Consider the following 17247-nt stretch of genomic DNA (forward strand, 5'->3'; position numbering starts at 1 on the left):
GTTACGCTGCCGGACGCGGCTCGCCGCCGATCTTCGATAGCAGGATGACTGCTTGGGTGCGGCTGTCGACGCCGAGCTTCTGCAGGATGGCCGAGACATGCGCCTTGATCGTCGCTTCCGACACGCCGAGTTCGTAGGCGATCTGCTTGTTGAGCAGGCCTTCCGCCAGCATGCCGAGCACGCGCGTCTGCTGCGGCGTCAGCGACTGCAGCCGCTTGATCAGGTCCGAGATCTCAGGGTCGCGTTCGACGCCGAGATCGATGTCGCCGGGGGCCGAGATCTCGCCCGACAGCACCGCTTCGATGGCGCTGCGGATGTTGTCCATGCTGGCCGATTTCGAGATGAAGCCCGAGGCGCCGAGCTCGAGCGCGCGGCGGATCGTTTCGGGGTCGTCATGGGCTGAGACGATGACGACCGGCACCGTCGCATGGATGCCACGCAGCGAGATCAAGCCGGAAAGCCCTGATGCGCCGGGCATGGCAAGGTCGAGCAGGACGATGTCGATGTCCTCGTTGGCGGCAACGATCGCCTTGACGCTCTCGAAATCGCCGGCTTCCAGCACGCTCGACACATCGGCGAGCCCGGCGATGGCTTGCTTGAGCGCACCGCGGAAAAGCGGATGATCGTCCGCGATGACGAACTTGTGGCCTGCTGGCAAATATCCCTCCCGAGGTCCCGACCGTTCTGTGCGCCTTGGACCGTCGGGCGCGATTATGCGGCGCGGCGCCGGGTTTTCAAGCAGCTAAAGTCAAATCGGCCCGTGAGTTGGCCATTCATGCTCAACTTTCGGGCTGCCTGGACACAAATTGCACTCAGGTCTTGTTCGGAGCGGGTGCAGTCTGCGGTGCCTGCTCTTCCTTTTCCATGTCCTTGACGATGCCCATGAAGCTGCGGAAGAAGCGCTCCATGTAGCCCATGCTCTTCTGGAACTCTTCCTCGGTCGGCAATGTCGATTCCAGCTTCTGGGTCAACGAGTTCTCGAGCTTCACGACCCGGTCCTCGATCGCCTTGACCTCGCCCTGAAGACGTCCGATCTCGTCCTGCAGTGCCGAACGCTCGTCCGCAGCGAGCTTGCACACCAGCTGGCTGTCGCGCTCCTCGCAGATCGACATCTCGCCTGTCTGCGTGTCCATGCGGACATAACCCTTGTCGGTCTTTTCCATCTGGTAGCGTTGGGTTTCGGCGGCCAGAGTCGGTCCGGCGCTCAAGCCGGCAAGCAGCGGAACGAACATCAGAAAGGCACGGCGCATGGCTGTCTCCATTGGCGGACGGTGGACATTGTCGCGCCGCAATAGGCCCAAATTGCGGTGGGGCAATGAATGCCACCCTTCCCCGCATCATGCTTTCAGCCTATAGCGCGCATATGACGAAGACCATCTACAAGATCTGCCCCGAGGCGATGTGGCGCGACGCCGAACGCAGCGGTACCTTTACTGGTGCCCCCATCGATCTCGCCGACGGCTTCATCCATTTCTCGACCGCCGAACAAGTCGTCGAAACCGCAGCCAAGCACTTCGCCGGACAGCGCGACCTCTTGCTCGTCGCCATCGACGCTGGGCGCCTCGGTCCGGCGCTGAAGTACGAAGTCTCGCGCGGCGGCGCACTGTTTCCGCATCTTTATGCGCCACTTGAGCCGAGCGCCGCCAAATGGGTTCGCCCCCTGCCGCTCAAGGCCGATGGCGCGCACGATTTTCCGGAGCTTGAAGCATGAGCGCATTCGACCGTCTTGGCCGGCATCTGCTGTTCAGCTTCGATGCCGAGACCGCGCATGGCATGTCGATCAAGGCGCTGCGCTGCGGCCTGCCGGTCGGCGGCCGCGCCCCGCGCGATGCCCGCCTGCGGCTGAAGATCGCCGGGCTCGACGTTCCCAATCCGCTTGGCATGGCCGCCGGCTACGACAAGAATGGCGAGGTGCCCGACGCATTGCTCGGCCTCGGCTTCGGCTTCGCCGAGGTCGGCACGGTGACGCCGCTGGCGCAGGCCGGCAATCCCAGGCCGCGCATCTTCCGCCTCGTCGAGGACGACGCCGTCATCAACCGGCTCGGCTTCAACAATGAAGGCCACGATGCCTGCGAGAAGCGGCTCATTGCCCGTGCCGGACGGCCCGGCATCGTCGGTGTCAACATCGGCGCCAACAAAGACAGCACCAACCGCATCGGCGACTACGTCAAAGGCGTGAAGCGCTTCGCCCGCCATGCCTCGTATCTGACCGTCAACATCTCCTCGCCCAACACGCCGGGCCTGCGCAACATGCAGGCCCGCGAGCAGCTCGCCGAGTTGCTGGCCAGCGTCATGATCGCCCGTGCCGAAGCCGGTCATCAGGTTCCGATCTTCCTCAAGATCGCGCCCGACCTGCACGAGGCCGAGTTGGAAGACATCGCCGCCGAGGTCACCGAAAAGGGCATTGACGGCGTCATCGTCTCCAACACCACCATCGCCCGTCCAACGCTGCGCAGTCCGGCCCATACCGGCGAAACCGGCGGCCTGTCGGGCAAGCCGCTGTTTGCACGTTCGACCGCCGTGCTCGCGCGCATGCGCAAGCTGCTCGGCCCGCAACGCGCCATCATCGGCGTCGGCGGCGTCGATTCGACCGAGACCGCGCTCGAAAAGATCCGCGCCGGCGCCGACCTCGTCCAGCTCTATACCGGAATGGTCTATGCCGGCCCGTCGCTGCCGGCACGCATCGTGCGCGGCATGTCCGAGTTCGCGGCACGCGAGGGGCTCAAGAGCATCTCCGAACTGCGCGACAGCAAGCTCGATCAGTGGGCGGCGGCACCGCTCTGAAACGTCGCCCGGACCCGTGGCTTGAGGATCGCCAGCAGGCACACGCCGCGTACGATCAGCAGCAGGTGAAGTGCGGCCCATAGCCCGGCATTGCCGAAATGCGAAGGCAGCACCAGCAGTGCCGCGATGAACGCCAGCAGCGAAACCACCATCATGTTGCGCATGTCGCGCGACCATGCGGCACCGATGAAGATGCCGTCCATCTGGAAGGCGAGCACGCCGCTCAGCGCCGTGAACGCCGCCCAGGGCAGGAAAGCGATTGCCGCCGCACGCACGTCTTCGGCGGTCGAGATCAGCGCGATCAGGTCGGCCCCGAAGATCAGAAGTGCCGCCGTCATGCTGCCGGCCAGCGCAAAGCCCCAGATCGAGCAGAGGTAGACAGCCTTGCGGAAGGCCGGCTCATAGCGCGCGCCCACGGCACGGCCGGCAAGCTGCTCGGCGGCGGCCGCGAAGCCGTCGAGGAAGAAGCCTGCGGCGATGAAGAAGTTCATCAGTACCGCATTGGCAGCCAGCGTCACCGTGCCGAACTGTGCGCCCTGTCGCGTGAACAGGGCGAAGGCGACGAGCAACGACAGCGACCTGATCATGATGTCGCGGTTGAGCACGAACAGGCGTTTGAACGCCGCCCCATCGAAGACACGTCCGCGCGCCAGCTTCGGCTCGCGGCCAAAACGCCGCAACAGCACGGCAAATCCGATGACCATGCCAGCCGCCTCACCGGCAACCGCCGCCCAGGCGACACCTTCGACACCCCAGCCGAAATGCAGGCCAAGCATGACCGAAAGCACGATGTTGACGCCGTTCAGCGTCGCTTGCAGAAACAGCGCGAAGCCGCCCTCGCCCCGCCCCAATATGTAGCCCAGGATCGCGTAGTTGATCAGCGCGAAGGGTGCGCCCAGCATGCGGATGCGCACATAGTGGTCGAGCGTCTCGCTGACGCGGGGCTCGGCCGACATGAACCATTGCCCGGCGAGAGAAGTCAGCGGTGCCGTCAGCGCCAGCACGATGCCGGCGATCAGCGCGATCACCACGGCGCGCCAGAAGATCGCCTGCTCTTCCGCCGAATCGCCGCGGCCGAAGGCCTGTGCCACCAGCGCGGTCGTGCCGGCGCGCAGGAAATTGAAACTGGTGAAGACGACGTCGAAGGCAACCGCGCCCGCCGCAAGGCCGCCAAGCAGGGCAGCATCGCCGAACTGTCCGACGACGCCGGTGCCTACAAGGCCGATGAAAGGTGTGGTCAGGTAGGCCAGGGTCATTGGCACGGCAATCGCCAGCACCGAGCGGTTGGTGACGGAAAAAGGCGTCACGCGGCCCTTTGGCGATGCGTATTCCAACGAAAGTCCTCCCTGTTGCCGAATCCCGTTTGGGCACATGCCCCGGTTTCCCCAACGCCCGCAACCATTTAAGTTGCGGCTCCAATCGATTTCGTTCTCCTGGTTCAGCACTCCTCCATGCCGCTTCAGATCGTCAGCCATCCCGACTACGACGCCGGCTTTGCCGCGGATCATCGCTTCCCGATGAGCAAGTACAGCCACCTGATGGAGCGGCTGGAGGCGCTTGACCTCACCGCCGGGCTCAACCGGCCCGAAGTCATCGCGCCCCAGCACCTGCGTCTGGCCCATGACGCGACCTATGTCGATCAGGTGCTGACCTGCACCGTGCCGCCCCGCATCGAGCGCGAGATCGGCTTTCCGGTCGGCGAACGCGTGTCGCGCCGCGCCCAGTTGGCGGCCGGCGGCACCCTGCTCGCCGCGCATCTGGCTCTCGAACATGGCATCGCCTGCAATGCCGCCGGCGGCAGCCACCATGCCAGGCGCGCGCAAGGTGCCGGATTCTGTACCTTCAACGATGTTGCGGTGGCAGCCCTGGCGCTGCTCGCAGACAGGCAGGTCGGGAAGATCCTGGTCGTCGATCTCGACGTGCATCAAGGCGACGGCACCGCCGAAATCCTTGCCGGCAATCCGTCGGTCTTCACCTTTTCGATGCACGCCGACAAGAACTATCCGGTGCGCAAGGTCGCATCCAGTCTCGACATCGGCCTGCCCGACGGCACCGGTGACGAGGCCTATCTGGACGTGCTGGCCGACGCTCTGGCGCGGCTGTCACACCGTGGAGGCTGGGACATCGCGTTCTACAACGCCGGCGTCGACCCTCATCGCGAGGATCGGCTCGGCCGTCTCGCGCTCAGCGACGCCGGTTTGCGCCGGCGCGAACACCTTGTCATCGAGCATTTCCGCAACGCCAGGGTGCCGCTGTGCGGCGTGATCGGCGGCGGCTATTCGACCGACGTCATAGCGCTTGCCGCGCGCCACGCGGTTCTGTTCGAAACAGCTTCAACCTTCGCCTGAGACGATAGCTATTTGCGGTAGCTGAACAGCCTGAGGATGATGAAGGCGGGCACGACGATCGCGGCTCCAAGCAGGAAATAGCCGAGGAAGCGGTCGATGGCGCGGAAGCCCATGCGCCAGATGTCGACGAAGAAATCGCGAATGCCATAGAGCACGTCGAAGGGCGACCAGCCGAAGGCGCTCATCACGATGCCGACGAGGAAGGAGATGACCAGGAGCTTGATGAACACCCTGAGCGGGGTGTCTCCGAGAAAACGCGCCAATCCGGACAAATTCGATCTCCTGCGATTCTAGCCTGACAGGGATATCGTGATAACCGCGCCAGCATCAAGGTGTGGAGCCGCACCATACAGGCGCTCACGCGTTGGAAGACGCCTTTCCGGTCACGAAACAGGAGCTGGCGCCTGCCGGGCACGCAGGCTTTCATGTCGCAGTTGATCCCGGAAATAGACCACCGTGCGTTGCAAGCCTTCGGTCAACGCAGTTCGCGGCCGCCAGCCCAAGGTGCCGGCCAAGGCGATGTCGGGCCGTCGCTGCCTCGGGTCGTCCTCGGGCAGGGGAAAAAACTCCAGTCGCGAACTGCTGCCCGTTTCCTTCACCACCGCGCTCGCCAGCTCGATCATCGAGAATTCCTCGGGATTGCCGAGGTTGACCGGCCCGGTGAATTCCTTGGGCGAGGCCATCAGCCTGATCAGGCCGTCGACAAGATCGTCGACGTAACAAAACGACCGCGTCTGCGTGCCATCGCCAAAGATCGAGATGCTGTCTCCGCGCAGCGCCTGCATGATGAAGTTGGAGACGACACGCCCGTCGTCGGGCTGCATCCTCGGCCCGTAAGTGTTGAAGATCCTGGCGACCTTGATCTCGAGATCGTGCTGGCGCCGGTAGTCGAAGAACAGCGTTTCGGCGCAGCGCTTGCCTTCGTCGTAACACGAGCGCGGGCCGATCGGATTGACATTGCCCCAGTAGGTCTCGTCCTGGGGGTGGATGGCAGGGTCGCCATAGACTTCCGACGTCGACGCCTGAAGTATCCTGGCACCAAGGCGCTTGGCGAGGCCAAGCATGTTGATGGCGCCGAGCACGCTCGTCTTGGTGGTCTGGACCGGATCGCGCTGGTAGTGGACCGGCGATGCCGGACAGGCGAGGTTGTAGATTTCGTCAACCTCGACATGCAACGGCTGGCAGACGTCGTGATCGATCAGCTCGAAGCGAGGATGTTCGGCAAGGTGAGCGACGTTGGCGCGCGCGCCCGTATAGAAATTGTCGACGCACAAGACGTGCGCTCCTGCCTCCAGAAGCCGCTCGCAGAGATGCGAGCCAAGAAAACCGGCGCCGCCTGTTACCAGTACCCGCTTATGTGGATGCACGTCGGCCTCTGCTTTCGCTATAGACGTTGTCTGGTCGGCAGGTTCATGCAATGTCCCGCATGCTTCTACAAGCTCACCATTTCCAGGCCAATAGGCGCGTTTGAATGAACTATTTCGACGGCAAGGCTTTCAGCCGGGACTGGACATCCCATCACATTCCCGTCTGGGAACAGCTGCTGCGCGAGCGCGCGCACGAGCCTTTGCGGGTTCTGGAAGTCGGCTCGTTCGAAGGCCGCTCGGCCCTGTTTTTCCTGCAGTTCCTGCCGAACTGCCATCTCACCTGCATCGACACTTTCGAAGGCAGCGTCGAACACAGGACGGCCGGCTCGCGCCACCACACCAAAATGGCCGAAGTGGAGGCGCGTTTCGACGCCAACACGCTGCCCTTCGCCCATCGGCTCGAAAAGCTGAAGGCCTTCTCGATCGAGGCGCTGTCGGAACTGCAGCGCGCATCGCGCCGCTTCGACATCGTCTATGTCGACGGCGACCATCACGCCGCCTCGGCCTTCACCGACGCCCAGCAAAGCTGGGATCTGCTCGCAACAGGCGGGGTCATGATCCTCGACGACTACCTGTGGCAGCCCACCAAACCCGCCCCCGAGCGGCCCAAGGCCGGCATCGACGCCTTTCTCCAGGCCAGATCAGGAGAGTACGAGATCCTGCACCAAGACTATCAGGTCATCATCCGGAAGTCGTGGAGGCCATCCCAACACGCGGCGGCGTCCGATCTCACCATCGGCGGGCGCAGCATCGCCGAGTTTTCGGGCGGCTCGATCAAGCCGCCGCTGGTCAGCTTCGTCGTCATCAACTGGAATTATGCCCGCTACGTCGGCGTCACGATCGACTCCATCAAAAGGCAGGACTATCCGCATTTCGAATGCCTGGTCATCAACAACGGCTCGACCGACGACAGCGCCGAGGTGATCGCCAGGCATGTCGCTGGCGACAGCCGGTTCACGGTCGCAAACCTGCCGGAAAACCTGGGCCAGCTCGGCGCTGCCTTCTGGTCACTGGACAGGATCAAGGGCGGGTTCGTCACCTTCGTCGACGCCGACGACGTCCTGTTCGATAATTACGCCTCGATGCATGTCCAGGCTCATCTGGCGCTGCCGCAGAGCGTTGCCTTCACGTCCTCGAGCGTCGCGGAGACGGACGCGCGCGGAAACATCCTGGCCAGCGGCAGCGTCGCCGGCAGCCAGGGCCAGACGCGAAATCTGCACGCCCAAGACTCCGTCCTGCGCCTGCCGACCGTCTCGCATGAGGACTTCCAGCAGCTCTCCGCGCGAACCGCACTCGTCCCGAAGTCGGCAAGCGGCTGGCATTGGAACCCCGGCACGGCAAACATGTACCGAGCATCTCACCTGCGGCTTGTCCGGCGCGGTGGCGAAGCCAGGTACATGCGCTCGGCGGACGGCTACTTCAACTTCATGTGCCATGGATTTGGCGGCAGCGCGCTCATCGACATCGTCCTGTCTGGCTACAGGCTGCATGGCGAAAACGCCTTCTCGAACCATGAAAGCTCGCCCTCGCTGCGGTCCGGAACACCGGAATACTATCGGCTCGCCCAGGAAGCGACGCTGACCGACATCGATTTTCTCCTGGCCAACGCAGGCAGATATGTCTGGATTCTCGATGGCGGCTTCTGGTCGGTGCTGGACCTCATCACCCGCGAAACGCCCAAGCGGCTGCGCCGGTTCTATTGCGACCCAAGAGTGTTCGAGATCTTCCTGGCCAACGCGCCAAAACTCGCGGCCGAGTTTCGCTCGCGCGTCTTCTGCCGCGAAATCCTCGCCCGCTATTCCGGCAGCCAGGCCCGCAAGATCCTGCGTGCCGGCTTCGGCGGCAAGCTCAAACCGCGTGCCTATGGCGAGATGGCGCTGTCCTGGCTACGGCGAGCACGCTCGATGATGCGGAAACGCAATAGCCAGCAGCCCGTCGGCCGCCATCTCCTCTTTCATACCAGCATCTGGGAAGGGGGAAATCGGGCATATCGGGCACATTCGTCCGGTCCAGCTGGTTGGGAAATGTTGTAGCTGGACGCCTCACGCCAATCCTGTCCTTTCGCAGAAAGGTAAACTCCATTGCGGGAGGGACATCGATTCCGCCACATGTCAGTACTTTCGATCCATTGTTCGGATGAATATGGACGACATCAAAATTCTTAAGTATTTTTTGAAACACGCCATTGATTGCCTTGAACCCCATCGTATTAAACAACGCATCAAGCCGATGAAATTCGACAACAATTATTCTGAACCTCGCAAGCAATGATTCATCGGCTACAATAAGGCTCTCATATTCCGCACCTTCGATGTCCATCTGCAAGACCAGATCACCATCGTCGGAACCAACGCTGGACTCTACCCACTCCTTCAGCGTCATGAAGACGTCGTTGCTTTCTGGGCCAATAAACTTCTTGGTGAAGGCAATCGCTTCGCTCTCGATTGGCGCATCGACAACCGAATAGTCAGCCAAGAAGCATTTGATGCCCTTGGTAATCAAATGTTCCTCGAAGGAGGCAGTCGTTGAAACACCGGGTGAAAAACAATACTTCACGCCCTCAAGGTCATCCGGAATCAAATAACCTCCATCACCGTTGCCGCCAATGCGAATGAGTGGCCGATCCGTCGAGACAGGATGAACCAGCTTAAGAAAATCGGCAACGGCGGCCAGTTGACTGCTCCGCACTTTCTCCAATCGATACCGCAACGATCGCAACAACAGCGATTTCAGTTTCCAACCCACGTCTTCTCCCCCGGTCCGCATGCAATGTTCATGTCAGTTTCAGTGCGCCCATCCCGGAGGTGCAGCGGATAGCAGAGCAAGACACCATGTTTCCCGATTGCCGTTCAGCAACGCTGATGCTAACCAAGTGCCCGCGCGGGTATGATGTAATGGTAGCCTGTCAGCTTCCCAAGCTGAACGCGCGGGTTCGATTCCCGCTACCCGCTCCAATCCCCCCTCAAACGACCTTGCACAACTGAGATCACCTGAGGCGACGCTTCTTTGTTCGGGGGCCACGACGTCAGCCCGGCAGCGAACGACTGCCCCTGAAACGAAAGGCCGGCCGCAAGACGCGCCCGGCCCGGTTGTCAGTCTTAATCCTCAATCAGCGCCGTAGATATCGAAGTCGAAATACTTGGCGTTGATCTTGGCGTAGGTGCCGTCCTTGACGATGGCGTCGATGGCCGCGTTGAGCTTGTCGCGCAAGGCTGCGTTTTCCAGGTTCACGGCGATGCCGGTCTCGGACTCGGTGCCTTTGAGATCGCCGATCATCTTGCAGCAATCCTGCCCGGTGGTCTTCATCCAGTCGACGAGCACGAACTTGTCGGCGACGACCGCATCGAGCCGGCCGTTGGTGAGGTCAGCCACGGCCTCGTCCTGCGTCGGGTAGAGCTTCACCTCGGCGCCGGCCTTGGCGTAGTGGTCCTCGGCATAGATGCTCTGCGTGGTCGATGCCTGGGCGCCCACCGTCTTGCCCTTCAGCGCGTCGGGCTCCGGCGAGGTCAACTCGGAGGTCTTTGCCGCGATCAGCGCCAGCGGCGTGGTGTAGTATTTGTCGGTGAACAGCACCTGCTTCTTGCGCTCCTCGGTGATGGTCATCGAGGCAACGACGGCGTCGAATTTCTTGCCCTGCAGGGCCGGAATGATGCCGTCCCAATCCTGGGCGGCGATCTCGCACTCGACCTTCATCTGCGTGCACAGCGCGTTGGCGATATCGACGTCGAAGCCGATGAGCTTGCCGTCGGCGGTCAGGCTGTTGAAGGGCGGGTAGGCGCCTTCGGTGGCGATCTTGAGCTTTGCCGCGTCCTGCGCCCAGGCGCCGCCGGCAGCCGACAACAGCGCTGCGAGCGACGCAGCGCAAGCGAACTTCCACGAAATCTGCATGATCCTCTCCATTTGCCAGGCGCCCTTATCCGAGCGTCCTGGCTCCAGCCAAGCACAGCGGCTTGAAATGGACAAGCAGACTAAGGTTGGCGCACCGTGACGTAGGGTCAGTCCATGCGGAAATGCTTGGAGAGCTTTAGCCCCTGGGCCTGGTAGTTGGAGCCGAGATCGGTGCCGTAGAGCGCCTTCGGGCGCGCCAGCATGCGCTCGTAGACAAGGCGGCCGACGACCTGGCCGTGCTCCAGGATGAAGGGCACTTCGTGGCTGCGCACTTCGAGTACGGCGCGGCTGCCGGTGCCACCAGCACTGGAGTGGCCGAAGCCGGGATCGAAGAAGCCGGCATAGTGGACACGGAATTCGCCGACCAGCGGGTCGAACGGCGTCATCTCGGCGGCGTAGAGCGGCGGCACGTGCACAGCCTCGCGCGACACAAGGATGTAGAATTCGTCCGGGTCGAGCACCAGTTCCTCGGCGCCGTGATTGTAGATCGGCTCCCAGAAATCGACGACCTTCTGGGCCGCGCGCTTGTCGACGTCGACGAGGCCCGTGTGGTGCTTGCCGCGATAGCCGACGATGCTGCCCACTTCGCCAGCCAGGTCGATGGACAACGCGATGCCGCCGCCCGAGATATTGGGCGGATCAATGGCGACCAGACGGTCGGACACATGCAGCGCGTTGAGCTCCGTCTCCGACAGCAGCGCATTGCCCTTGCGGAAGCGGATCTGCGACAGGCGCGACCCCTTGCGCGCGACGATCGGAAAGGTGCGCGGGCTGACTTCGAGATAGAGCGGGCCGTTGTAGCCGGCCGGGATCTTGTCGAACTCCTGGCCGCGGTCGGTCATCACGCGGGTGAAGATATCGAGGCGGCCGGTCGAGCTCTTCGGGTTGGCCGAGGCCGAAATCTCGGCCGGCAGCGCAAGGCTCTCCAACAGCGGCACGATGTAGACACAGCCCGTTTCCAGCACCGCGCCGTTTGTCAGGTCGATCTCGTGCAGCTTGAGCCGGTCGAGCTTTTCCGACACCAGCGAATTGGGTCCCGGCAGGAAGCTGGCGCGGGTGCGGAATGCGGTCGCGCCCAGCCTGAGATCCAGGCTCGCCGGCTGGATCTGGTCGACATCGAGCGGCGGCGCCTTGAGCGCGCCAGATGCGAACAGGGCCGCGATATCCTGATCCGGAAGAATGCCCGACTGCCGCAATTGCCTCACTCCTCTACAGCGCCAAGAGCCCGAATGGCGAGCCGAGGCGGCTGGATCCCGACCGTTTTCGGGGTCTTGTGCGTGGCCCAAAACGTTTAGTCGTCCGCGCAATTGACGCAAGCAGGCTGCGGGTCTAAAGGACATTTATCCCGTGGTGATTTGGCCGGTCGGCTTGCAGCCACGTTAAACAAGTCGCTAAAGGGCCGCGTTGTGGACCGGTTGCGACTTTTCGCGGCCGGTTTTTTTGTATTTGGATTTGGCTATGAGCTCTGAAAAGCAGCGTAACTGGAAACCCCAGACCACCCTCGTCCATGGCGGCACCCTCCGCTCCGGCTTCGGCGAAACCTCGGAATCGATTTTCCTCACCCAGGGCTATGTCTATGACAGCGCCGAAAGTGCCGAGGCCCGCTTCAAGGGCGAGAGCCCGGGTTTCATCTATTCGCGCTACGCCAATCCTACCGTCGACATGTTCGAAAAGCGCATGTGCGCGCTCGAAGGCGCTGAAGACGCGCGTGCCACTGCTTCCGGCATGGCTGCGGTCACGGCCGCGATCCTGTGCGGTCTCAAGGCCGGCGACCATATCGTTGCCGCCCGCGCTTTGTTCGGCTCCTGCCGCTGGGTCGTCGAGACGCTGGCGCCGAAATACGGCATCGAGGCGACGCTGGTCGACGGCACGCTGATCGAGAACTGGGAAAAGGCGGTCCAGCCCAACACCAAGCTGTTTTTCCTGGAAAGCCCGACCAACCCGACGCTCGAAGTCGTCGACATCGCTGCCGTCGCGGCGCTTGCCAATTCGATCGGCGCGCGTCTGGTCGTCGACAACGTCTTTGCCACGCCGATGCAGCAGAAGCCGCTCGAACTCGGCGCCCATATCGTCGTCTACTCGGCCACCAAGCACATTGACGGCCAGGGCCGCTGCCTTGGCGGCGTGATCCTGTCGGACAAGAAGTGGATCGACGAGAACCTGCACGACTATTTCCGCCACACCGGCCCGAGCCTGTCGCCGTTCAACGCCTGGACGCTGCTCAAGGGCCTCGAAACCCTGCCGTTGCGCGTGCGCCAGCAGACCGAGACCGCCGGCAAGATCGCCGACTTCCTGGCCGAAAGTCCCGAGGTGTCGCGCCTGATCTATCCGGGCCGGGCCGACCATCCTCAGGCCGACATCGTCAAGAAGCAGATGTCGGGCGGCTCGACGCTGATCTGCTTCGACGTCAAGGGCGGCAAGAAGGCGGCTTTCGCCTTCGAAAATGCGCTCAACATCATCCTGATCTCGAACAATCTCGGCGACTCGAAGAGCCTGATCACCCATCCGGCGACGACGACGCACAAGAACCTCAGCGACGAGGCCCGTGCCGAACTCGGCATCGACGACGGCACGCTGCGCCTGTCGGTCGGCCTCGAAGACGCCGACGACCTGCTCAACGACATCGGCGATGCGCTGAAGGCGGCTCGCTAAACGCACCGAAAGAGGACGGCGCTCCACAAGCCGGAGCGCCGCCCTCCGATGCGTCGGCAAGGTGAAATCCACCGCACAGTCATCACAATCGGCGTGATTTTGTCTAAGAGCAGTTGACCCGCCGCCTCGTGCGGCGGACTCTGTCAATGTGCAGGCCAAGGAGCGCAGCATATGTATCGCGCAATCACCCGCAACATCGCGGTCGAGGTCGAGCCCTTCTACCTGGTGGACCAGTCGGAGCCGTCGGAAAACCGCTATGTCTGGGGCTACCGCGTCACCATCGAAAACAACTCGGATGAATTCGTCCAGCTGTTGTCGCGCTACTGGCACATCACCGATGCCTCGGGCCGGGTCGAGGAAGTCCGCGGCCCGGGCGTGGTCGGCGACCAGCCCGAACTCAATCCCGGTGACAGCTATCAATATGCGTCCGGTTGCCCGCTCTCGACGCCGTCAGGCATCATGGTCGGGCGCTATACCATGCGCAACGAGGCGGGCGAGATGTTCGACATCGCCATTCCCGCCTTCTCGCTCGACCTGCCCGACGCCTGGCACAGGCTGAACTAGAGCAGGGTCACGAAAAGTCGGCACCGGCTTTCGGCCAGCTTCAACCGCAGGGTCGAGCTACTGGACCGGCGCGAACTCGGCGGGATCAAACTCGTAGGACTTCGAGCAGAACTCGCAAGCGACCCGGATGACGCCGTCCTCGACGCTGTTGGTGATCTCTTCAGCCGTGAAACCTTGCAGGATGCCCTTGATCTTCTGGCTCGAGCACGAGCATTCATCGACGACGCGCACGCCTTCATAGACGACCGCGCCATGCTCGTGGAACAGGCGGTAGAGCAGCCTCTCGGTGCCGACGGTCGGGTCGATCAGTTCGGTCGGCTCGATGGTTCCAACCAGCGCCAGAAGCTCCTGCCAGGAATTGTCGTCCGGGTGGACCGCCACGTCGCGCTCGTCGCCGTCGCCGCCATGGATGTCGGCCACGCGCCGGCGTTCGGGCGAGTCAGGCAGGAACTGCGCCAGAAGGCCACCGGCGCGCCAATGCTCGCGCGGGCCGCCTTCGGCCGGCAGGACCAGCTTTGCCACCGAAAGGCGCACATCGGTCGGGATCTGCTCCGACTGACGGAAATAGGCGCGCGCCGCCTCTTCCAGCGTGATGCCGTTCAGCTCGACGATGCCCTGGTAGCGCTGGGTGTGCTCGCCCTGGTCGATGGTCAGCGCAAGAACACCGCTGCCCAGCAGATCTTCGGGTGAAGTCATGCCTGCCGCGATCGCCGCATCGACCCGGTCGGCATCGTATCGTGCGTAGGCACGCAGCGAATGCGGCGTGGTGAAGTCGGCGACCAGCATGTCCACGGGCCCGTCGGTGCGGGTCTGGAAAATGAACTTGCCTTCGAATTTCAACGATGTTCCGAGCAGCACGGTGACCACGCAGGCCTCGGCCAGAAGCCTGGCCACCGGTTCCGGATAGTCGTGCCGTTCAAGAATCTGGTCGAGCAGCGGGCCGAGCTGGACTGTGCGCCCGCGCACGTCGAGCGGCTCCACCGCGAATGGAACAACATGGTCGTCGCCGGCGAACCCAAATTCGCCGAGCTTGCGTTCGGTCTCAGCCACTGGAACTCATCCTGTATGATTGGTTCCGCGACCCTCGGGCCTGCCGATGGTCGCAGAACGAGGCGCTAACGCCAATAGATTGACTTGATCCCGCACCAGATAGGGGCGGCAGATCAGGCATTCAAGCGCCCAGGCACCAGGCGAGCACGGCCTTCTGCGCATGCAGCCGGTTTTCCGCCTCGTCGAAGACCACCGAGTTCGGGCCGTCGATGACGTCGTCGGTCACTTCCTCGCCGCGATGGGCCGGCAGGCAGTGCATGAACAGCGCGTCGGGCTTGGCGTGCTTCATCAGGTCGGCATTGACCTGATAGGGCAGGAACACATTGTGGCCGCGGGCACGATGCTCCTGGCCCATCGACACCCAGCAGTCGGTGACGATGGCGTCGACATTGCGCACCGCATCCTCGGCCGAACGGGTGATCATCACCTTGCCGCCATTGGCGCGCGACCAGTCGATGTACTTCTCTTCCGGCTCGCTGCCTTCGGGCACGGCGATGTTGACGTTGAAGCTGAAGCGGGCCGAGGCCTCGAGCAGCGAGTGCAGCACGTTGTTGCCGTCGCCGGTCCAGGCAAAGGTCTTGCCGCGCACCGGCCCGCGATGTTCCTCGAACGTCAGGATATCGGCCATCAGCTGGCACGGGTGGGTGTCGTCGGTCAGGCCGTTGATGACGGGGATTGTCGCGTTTTCGGTCAGCTCGATCAGCCGGTCATGGGCTGTGGTGCGGATCATGATCGCATCGACGTAGCGCGACAGCACCTTGGCGGTGTCGGCGATCGACTCGGAGCGGCCAAGCTGCATCTCGGTGCCGGTCAGCATGATGGTCTCGCCGCCGAGCTGGCGCATGCCAACGTCGAACGAGATGCGCGTGCGCGTCGACGGCTTGTCGAAGATCATCGCCAGCACCTTGCCTTCCAGCGGCTTCGATCGCTCGCCGGCCTTCAGGCGCGCCTTGCGCACCGCGGCGTCGTCGAGAATCCCGCGAAGGTCACTCCCGGAAAGTGCCGAGAGGTCGGTGAAATGGCGAATCCCGCTGGTCATGTAACTTCCTTGGGTTCAGCCGCCGCTGGCGGCGGCCTTGGAGAGGCTGGCAGCTCCGGCGCGAATGCGCGCTAGCGCCTCTTGGATGTCCGCGTCGCTGGTCGTCAGCGGCGGCAGCAGGCGGATCACATTATCACCAGCCGGCACCGCAAGCAGCTTGTGGTCACGCAGCGCCATGTTCACCTTGGTGTTGGGCATGGTGCATTTGAGACCGAGCATCAGGCCGGAGCCGCGGATGTCCTCGATCACATCGGGGAATTCGTCGGCGATGGCGGCGAGGCCCTGCTTGATCAGCAGCGCCTTGCGGCTGACCTCGTCGAGGAAGCCCTCCTCGAGCACGACGTCGAGCACGGCATTGCCGACTGCCATGGCGAGCGGATTGCCGCCAAAGGTCGTGCCGTGGACGCCGGCGGTCATCGCACTCGCAGCCTCTTCGGTGGCAAGGCAGGCACCCATCGGGAAACCGCCGCCGATACCCTTGGCGATCGCCATCAGGTCGGGATTGACGCCGGCCCATTCATGGGCAAACAGCTTGCCGGTCCGGCCGATGCCGCACTGGACCTCGTCGAAAATCAGCAGCAGGCCGTGCTTGTCGCACAGCTGGCGCAGGCGCTTCAGCGACTGCGTCGGGAACGGACGGATGCCGCCCTCGCCCTGCACCGGCTCGAGCAGGATCGCCGCGGTCTCGGGGCCGATCAGCTTTTCTGCCGCATCGATGTCGTCGAAGGCAACCTGGTCGAAGCCTTCGACCTTCGGGCCGAAGCCCTCGAGGTACTTGGCCTGGCCGCCGGCGGCGATTGTCGCCAGCGTGCGGCCGTGGAAGGCGCCCTCGAAGGTAACGACGCGGTAGCGCTCGGGGTGGCCGTTGACATACTGGTAGCGGCGCGCGGTCTTGATCGCGCACTCAAGCGCCTCGGCACCCGAATTGGTGAAGAAGACGCGATCGGCGAAGGAGTTTTCGGCCAGGCGCTCGCCCAGCCGGCTCTGGCCGGGGATCTGGTACAGGTTGGAGACATGCCACAGCTTTGCGGCCTGCTCGGTCAGCGCCTCGACCAGATGCGGATGGCTGTGGCCCAACGAATTCACCGCGATGCCACCAGCGAAATCGAGATATCGCTCACCGCCCTCGGTGATCAGCCAGGAGCCCTCGCCTCGCTCGAAAGCCAGAGGTGCACGAGCAAACGTCTCGAAAAGCGCCGATCCGCTCATTATATGTCTCTCCGAAACCGGAAAAAATCAAAAAGCCGCCTCAGAGGGGCGGCCTGCGGCTATATCAGGTTTTTCTGCCATGAAGTCAACGAAAACGTCGCTTAGGGCGATGCAATCCAAGCCACCCGTTGCCATGTAGCCACGTTACATCGGCAAGTTGGGGAAAACCGCAAAAACCGAATCGCAAAGCCTCCGCGACTCTTGTCACGGACTCGGCGCATCGGTAATTGTAATTGAGAAATAACTAGATTTCGTGCGGCGGACATATTCACCGAATAGATGTGGTGTCCACCCGGCTTGCCGGGACGGAAAAGGATTCCGAATTCTGCGCGTTAAATCAGGAGCA

Annotated in this window: 16 protein-coding genes, 1 tRNA gene and 1 riboswitch; of the genes, 7 read left to right on the forward strand and 10 right to left on the reverse strand. The window is 62.9% G+C overall.

Annotated features, from left to right (window positions below; all coding sequences use genetic code 11):
• Window position 1: 1 nt before the first annotated feature.
• Together J1C56_RS09350 and J1C56_RS09355 are read right to left on the reverse strand one after the other, a co-directional pair.
• Entirely contained in the window at window positions 2-658 is a 657-nt protein-coding gene (locus J1C56_RS09350) for a response regulator transcription factor (protein WP_214388150.1), read from the reverse strand.
• A gap of 154 nt (window positions 659-812) precedes the next feature.
• Window positions 813-1250 carry a hypothetical protein gene (locus J1C56_RS09355; protein WP_420797372.1) on the reverse strand — a complete coding sequence of 146 codons (438 nt, stop codon included), beginning with the start codon at window positions 1248-1250 and terminating at the stop codon, window positions 813-815.
• A 113-nt stretch (window positions 1251-1363) separates the two neighbouring features.
• Between J1C56_RS09355 and J1C56_RS09360 the strand changes: the two genes are divergently transcribed.
• Together J1C56_RS09360 and J1C56_RS09365 are read left to right on the forward strand one after the other, a co-directional pair.
• Window positions 1364-1711 (forward strand): DUF952 domain-containing protein, encoded by a 348-nt coding sequence (locus tag J1C56_RS09360; protein ID WP_214388337.1) that lies wholly within the window; start codon window positions 1364-1366, stop codon window positions 1709-1711.
• Window positions 1708-2784 (forward strand): quinone-dependent dihydroorotate dehydrogenase, encoded by a 1077-nt coding sequence (locus J1C56_RS09365; RefSeq protein ID WP_214388154.1) that lies wholly within the window; start codon window positions 1708-1710, stop codon window positions 2782-2784. The genes J1C56_RS09360 and J1C56_RS09365 overlap by 4 nt, the downstream gene beginning before the upstream one ends.
• On the opposite strand, the gene J1C56_RS09370 is transcribed toward J1C56_RS09365, so the two are convergent.
• The gene (locus J1C56_RS09370; protein ID WP_420797373.1) at window positions 2760-4157 is read right to left on the reverse strand and encodes an MATE family efflux transporter; all 1398 of its coding nucleotides are present in this window, start codon (window positions 4155-4157) and stop codon (window positions 2760-2762) included. The genes J1C56_RS09365 and J1C56_RS09370 overlap by 25 nt on opposite strands.
• 78 nt (window positions 4158-4235) lie before the next feature.
• Between J1C56_RS09370 and J1C56_RS09375 the strand changes: the two genes are divergently transcribed.
• Window positions 4236-5132, forward strand: a complete 897-nt coding sequence (locus J1C56_RS09375) for a histone deacetylase family protein (protein ID WP_214388158.1) — start codon at window positions 4236-4238, stop codon at window positions 5130-5132.
• Between the two features lie 8 nt (window positions 5133-5140).
• Here J1C56_RS09375 and J1C56_RS09380 read toward each other — a convergent pair whose 3' ends face one another.
• Together J1C56_RS09380 and J1C56_RS09385 are read right to left on the reverse strand one after the other, a co-directional pair.
• On the reverse strand, window positions 5141-5404 hold the full coding sequence (locus J1C56_RS09380) for a DUF6460 domain-containing protein (protein ID WP_214388160.1): 264 nt from the start codon (window positions 5402-5404) through the stop codon (window positions 5141-5143).
• 111 nt (window positions 5405-5515) lie between these two features.
• Window positions 5516-6499, reverse strand: coding sequence for a UDP-glucuronic acid decarboxylase family protein (locus J1C56_RS09385; RefSeq protein ID WP_214388162.1), 984 nt, complete (start codon window positions 6497-6499; stop codon window positions 5516-5518).
• 104 nt (window positions 6500-6603) lie between these two features.
• Between J1C56_RS09385 and J1C56_RS09390 the strand changes: the two genes are divergently transcribed.
• Both J1C56_RS09390 and J1C56_RS09395 read left to right on the forward strand, forming a co-directional pair.
• Window positions 6604-8532: a glycosyltransferase gene (locus J1C56_RS09390; RefSeq protein WP_214388164.1), complete on the forward strand. Its 1929-nt coding sequence runs from the start codon at window positions 6604-6606 to the stop codon at window positions 8530-8532.
• Between the two features lie 847 nt (window positions 8533-9379).
• Window positions 9380-9453: transfer RNA gene (locus J1C56_RS09395), tRNA-Gly, on the forward strand.
• A gap of 151 nt (window positions 9454-9604) precedes the next feature.
• Here J1C56_RS09395 and J1C56_RS09400 read toward each other — a convergent pair.
• On the reverse strand, window positions 9605-10387 hold the full coding sequence (locus tag J1C56_RS09400) for an ABC transporter substrate-binding protein (protein WP_214388166.1): 783 nt from the start codon (window positions 10385-10387) through the stop codon (window positions 9605-9607).
• A gap of 107 nt (window positions 10388-10494) precedes the next feature.
• Complete coding sequence (locus tag J1C56_RS09405) at window positions 10495-11583, reverse strand: 2'-deoxycytidine 5'-triphosphate deaminase (protein WP_214388168.1); 1089 nt, start codon at window positions 11581-11583, stop codon at window positions 10495-10497.
• Window positions 11584-11724: 141 nt separating this feature from the next.
• A riboswitch (SAM riboswitch) is annotated at window positions 11725-11802 on the forward strand.
• Window positions 11803-11845: 43 nt separating this feature from the next.
• Here J1C56_RS09405 and J1C56_RS09410 point away from each other — a divergent pair.
• Together J1C56_RS09410 and apaG are read left to right on the forward strand one after the other, a co-directional pair.
• Complete coding sequence (locus tag J1C56_RS09410) at window positions 11846-13039, forward strand: O-succinylhomoserine sulfhydrylase (protein ID WP_214388170.1); 1194 nt, start codon at window positions 11846-11848, stop codon at window positions 13037-13039.
• 171 nt (window positions 13040-13210) lie between these two features.
• Window positions 13211-13603, forward strand: a complete 393-nt coding sequence (apaG, locus tag J1C56_RS09415; RefSeq protein WP_214388172.1) for a Co2+/Mg2+ efflux protein ApaG — start codon at window positions 13211-13213, stop codon at window positions 13601-13603.
• A gap of 57 nt (window positions 13604-13660) precedes the next feature.
• On the opposite strand, the gene J1C56_RS09420 is transcribed toward apaG, so the two are convergent.
• From J1C56_RS09420 to J1C56_RS09430, 3 genes are all read right to left on the reverse strand, one after another.
• Complete coding sequence (locus tag J1C56_RS09420; RefSeq protein WP_214388174.1) at window positions 13661-14653, reverse strand: Hsp33 family molecular chaperone; 993 nt, start codon at window positions 14651-14653, stop codon at window positions 13661-13663.
• A 121-nt stretch (window positions 14654-14774) separates the two neighbouring features.
• The gene (gene argF / locus J1C56_RS09425; RefSeq protein WP_214388176.1) at window positions 14775-15692 is read right to left on the reverse strand and encodes an ornithine carbamoyltransferase; all 918 of its coding nucleotides are present in this window, start codon (window positions 15690-15692) and stop codon (window positions 14775-14777) included.
• A gap of 15 nt (window positions 15693-15707) precedes the next feature.
• Window positions 15708-16901 (reverse strand): aspartate aminotransferase family protein, encoded by a 1194-nt coding sequence (locus J1C56_RS09430; RefSeq protein WP_214388178.1) that lies wholly within the window; start codon window positions 16899-16901, stop codon window positions 15708-15710.
• Window positions 16902-17247: the final 346 nt, after the last annotated feature.

The sequence above is a fragment of the Aminobacter anthyllidis genome, assembly GCF_018555685.1.
Classification (GTDB): Bacteria; Pseudomonadota; Alphaproteobacteria; order Rhizobiales; family Rhizobiaceae; genus Aminobacter; species Aminobacter anthyllidis.

What these genes read in the sequence shown, in the direction of transcription:
- J1C56_RS09355 (WP_420797372.1), bottom strand. Translation starts at nt 1,250, where the DNA reads ATGCGCCGTGCCTTTCTGATGTTCGTTCCGCTGCTTGCCGGCTTGAGC.
- J1C56_RS09360 (WP_214388337.1), top strand. Translation starts at nt 1,364, where the DNA reads ATGACGAAGACCATCTACAAGATCTGCCCCGAGGCGATGTGGCGCGAC.
- J1C56_RS09365 (WP_214388154.1), top strand. Translation starts at nt 1,708, where the DNA reads ATGAGCGCATTCGACCGTCTTGGCCGGCATCTGCTGTTCAGCTTCGAT.
- J1C56_RS09370 (WP_420797373.1), bottom strand. Translation starts at nt 4,157, where the DNA reads ATGTGCCCAAACGGGATTCGGCAACAGGGAGGACTTTCGTTGGAATAC.
- J1C56_RS09375 (WP_214388158.1), top strand. Translation starts at nt 4,236, where the DNA reads ATGCCGCTTCAGATCGTCAGCCATCCCGACTACGACGCCGGCTTTGCC.
- J1C56_RS09390 (WP_214388164.1), top strand. Translation starts at nt 6,604, where the DNA reads ATGAACTATTTCGACGGCAAGGCTTTCAGCCGGGACTGGACATCCCAT.
- J1C56_RS09400 (WP_214388166.1), bottom strand. Translation starts at nt 10,387, where the DNA reads ATGCAGATTTCGTGGAAGTTCGCTTGCGCTGCGTCGCTCGCAGCGCTG.
- J1C56_RS09410 (WP_214388170.1), top strand. Translation starts at nt 11,846, where the DNA reads ATGAGCTCTGAAAAGCAGCGTAACTGGAAACCCCAGACCACCCTCGTC.
- apaG (WP_214388172.1), top strand. Translation starts at nt 13,211, where the DNA reads ATGTATCGCGCAATCACCCGCAACATCGCGGTCGAGGTCGAGCCCTTC.
- argF (WP_214388176.1), bottom strand. Translation starts at nt 15,692, where the DNA reads ATGACCAGCGGGATTCGCCATTTCACCGACCTCTCGGCACTTTCCGGG.
- J1C56_RS09430 (WP_214388178.1), bottom strand. Translation starts at nt 16,901, where the DNA reads ATGAGCGGATCGGCGCTTTTCGAGACGTTTGCTCGTGCACCTCTGGCT.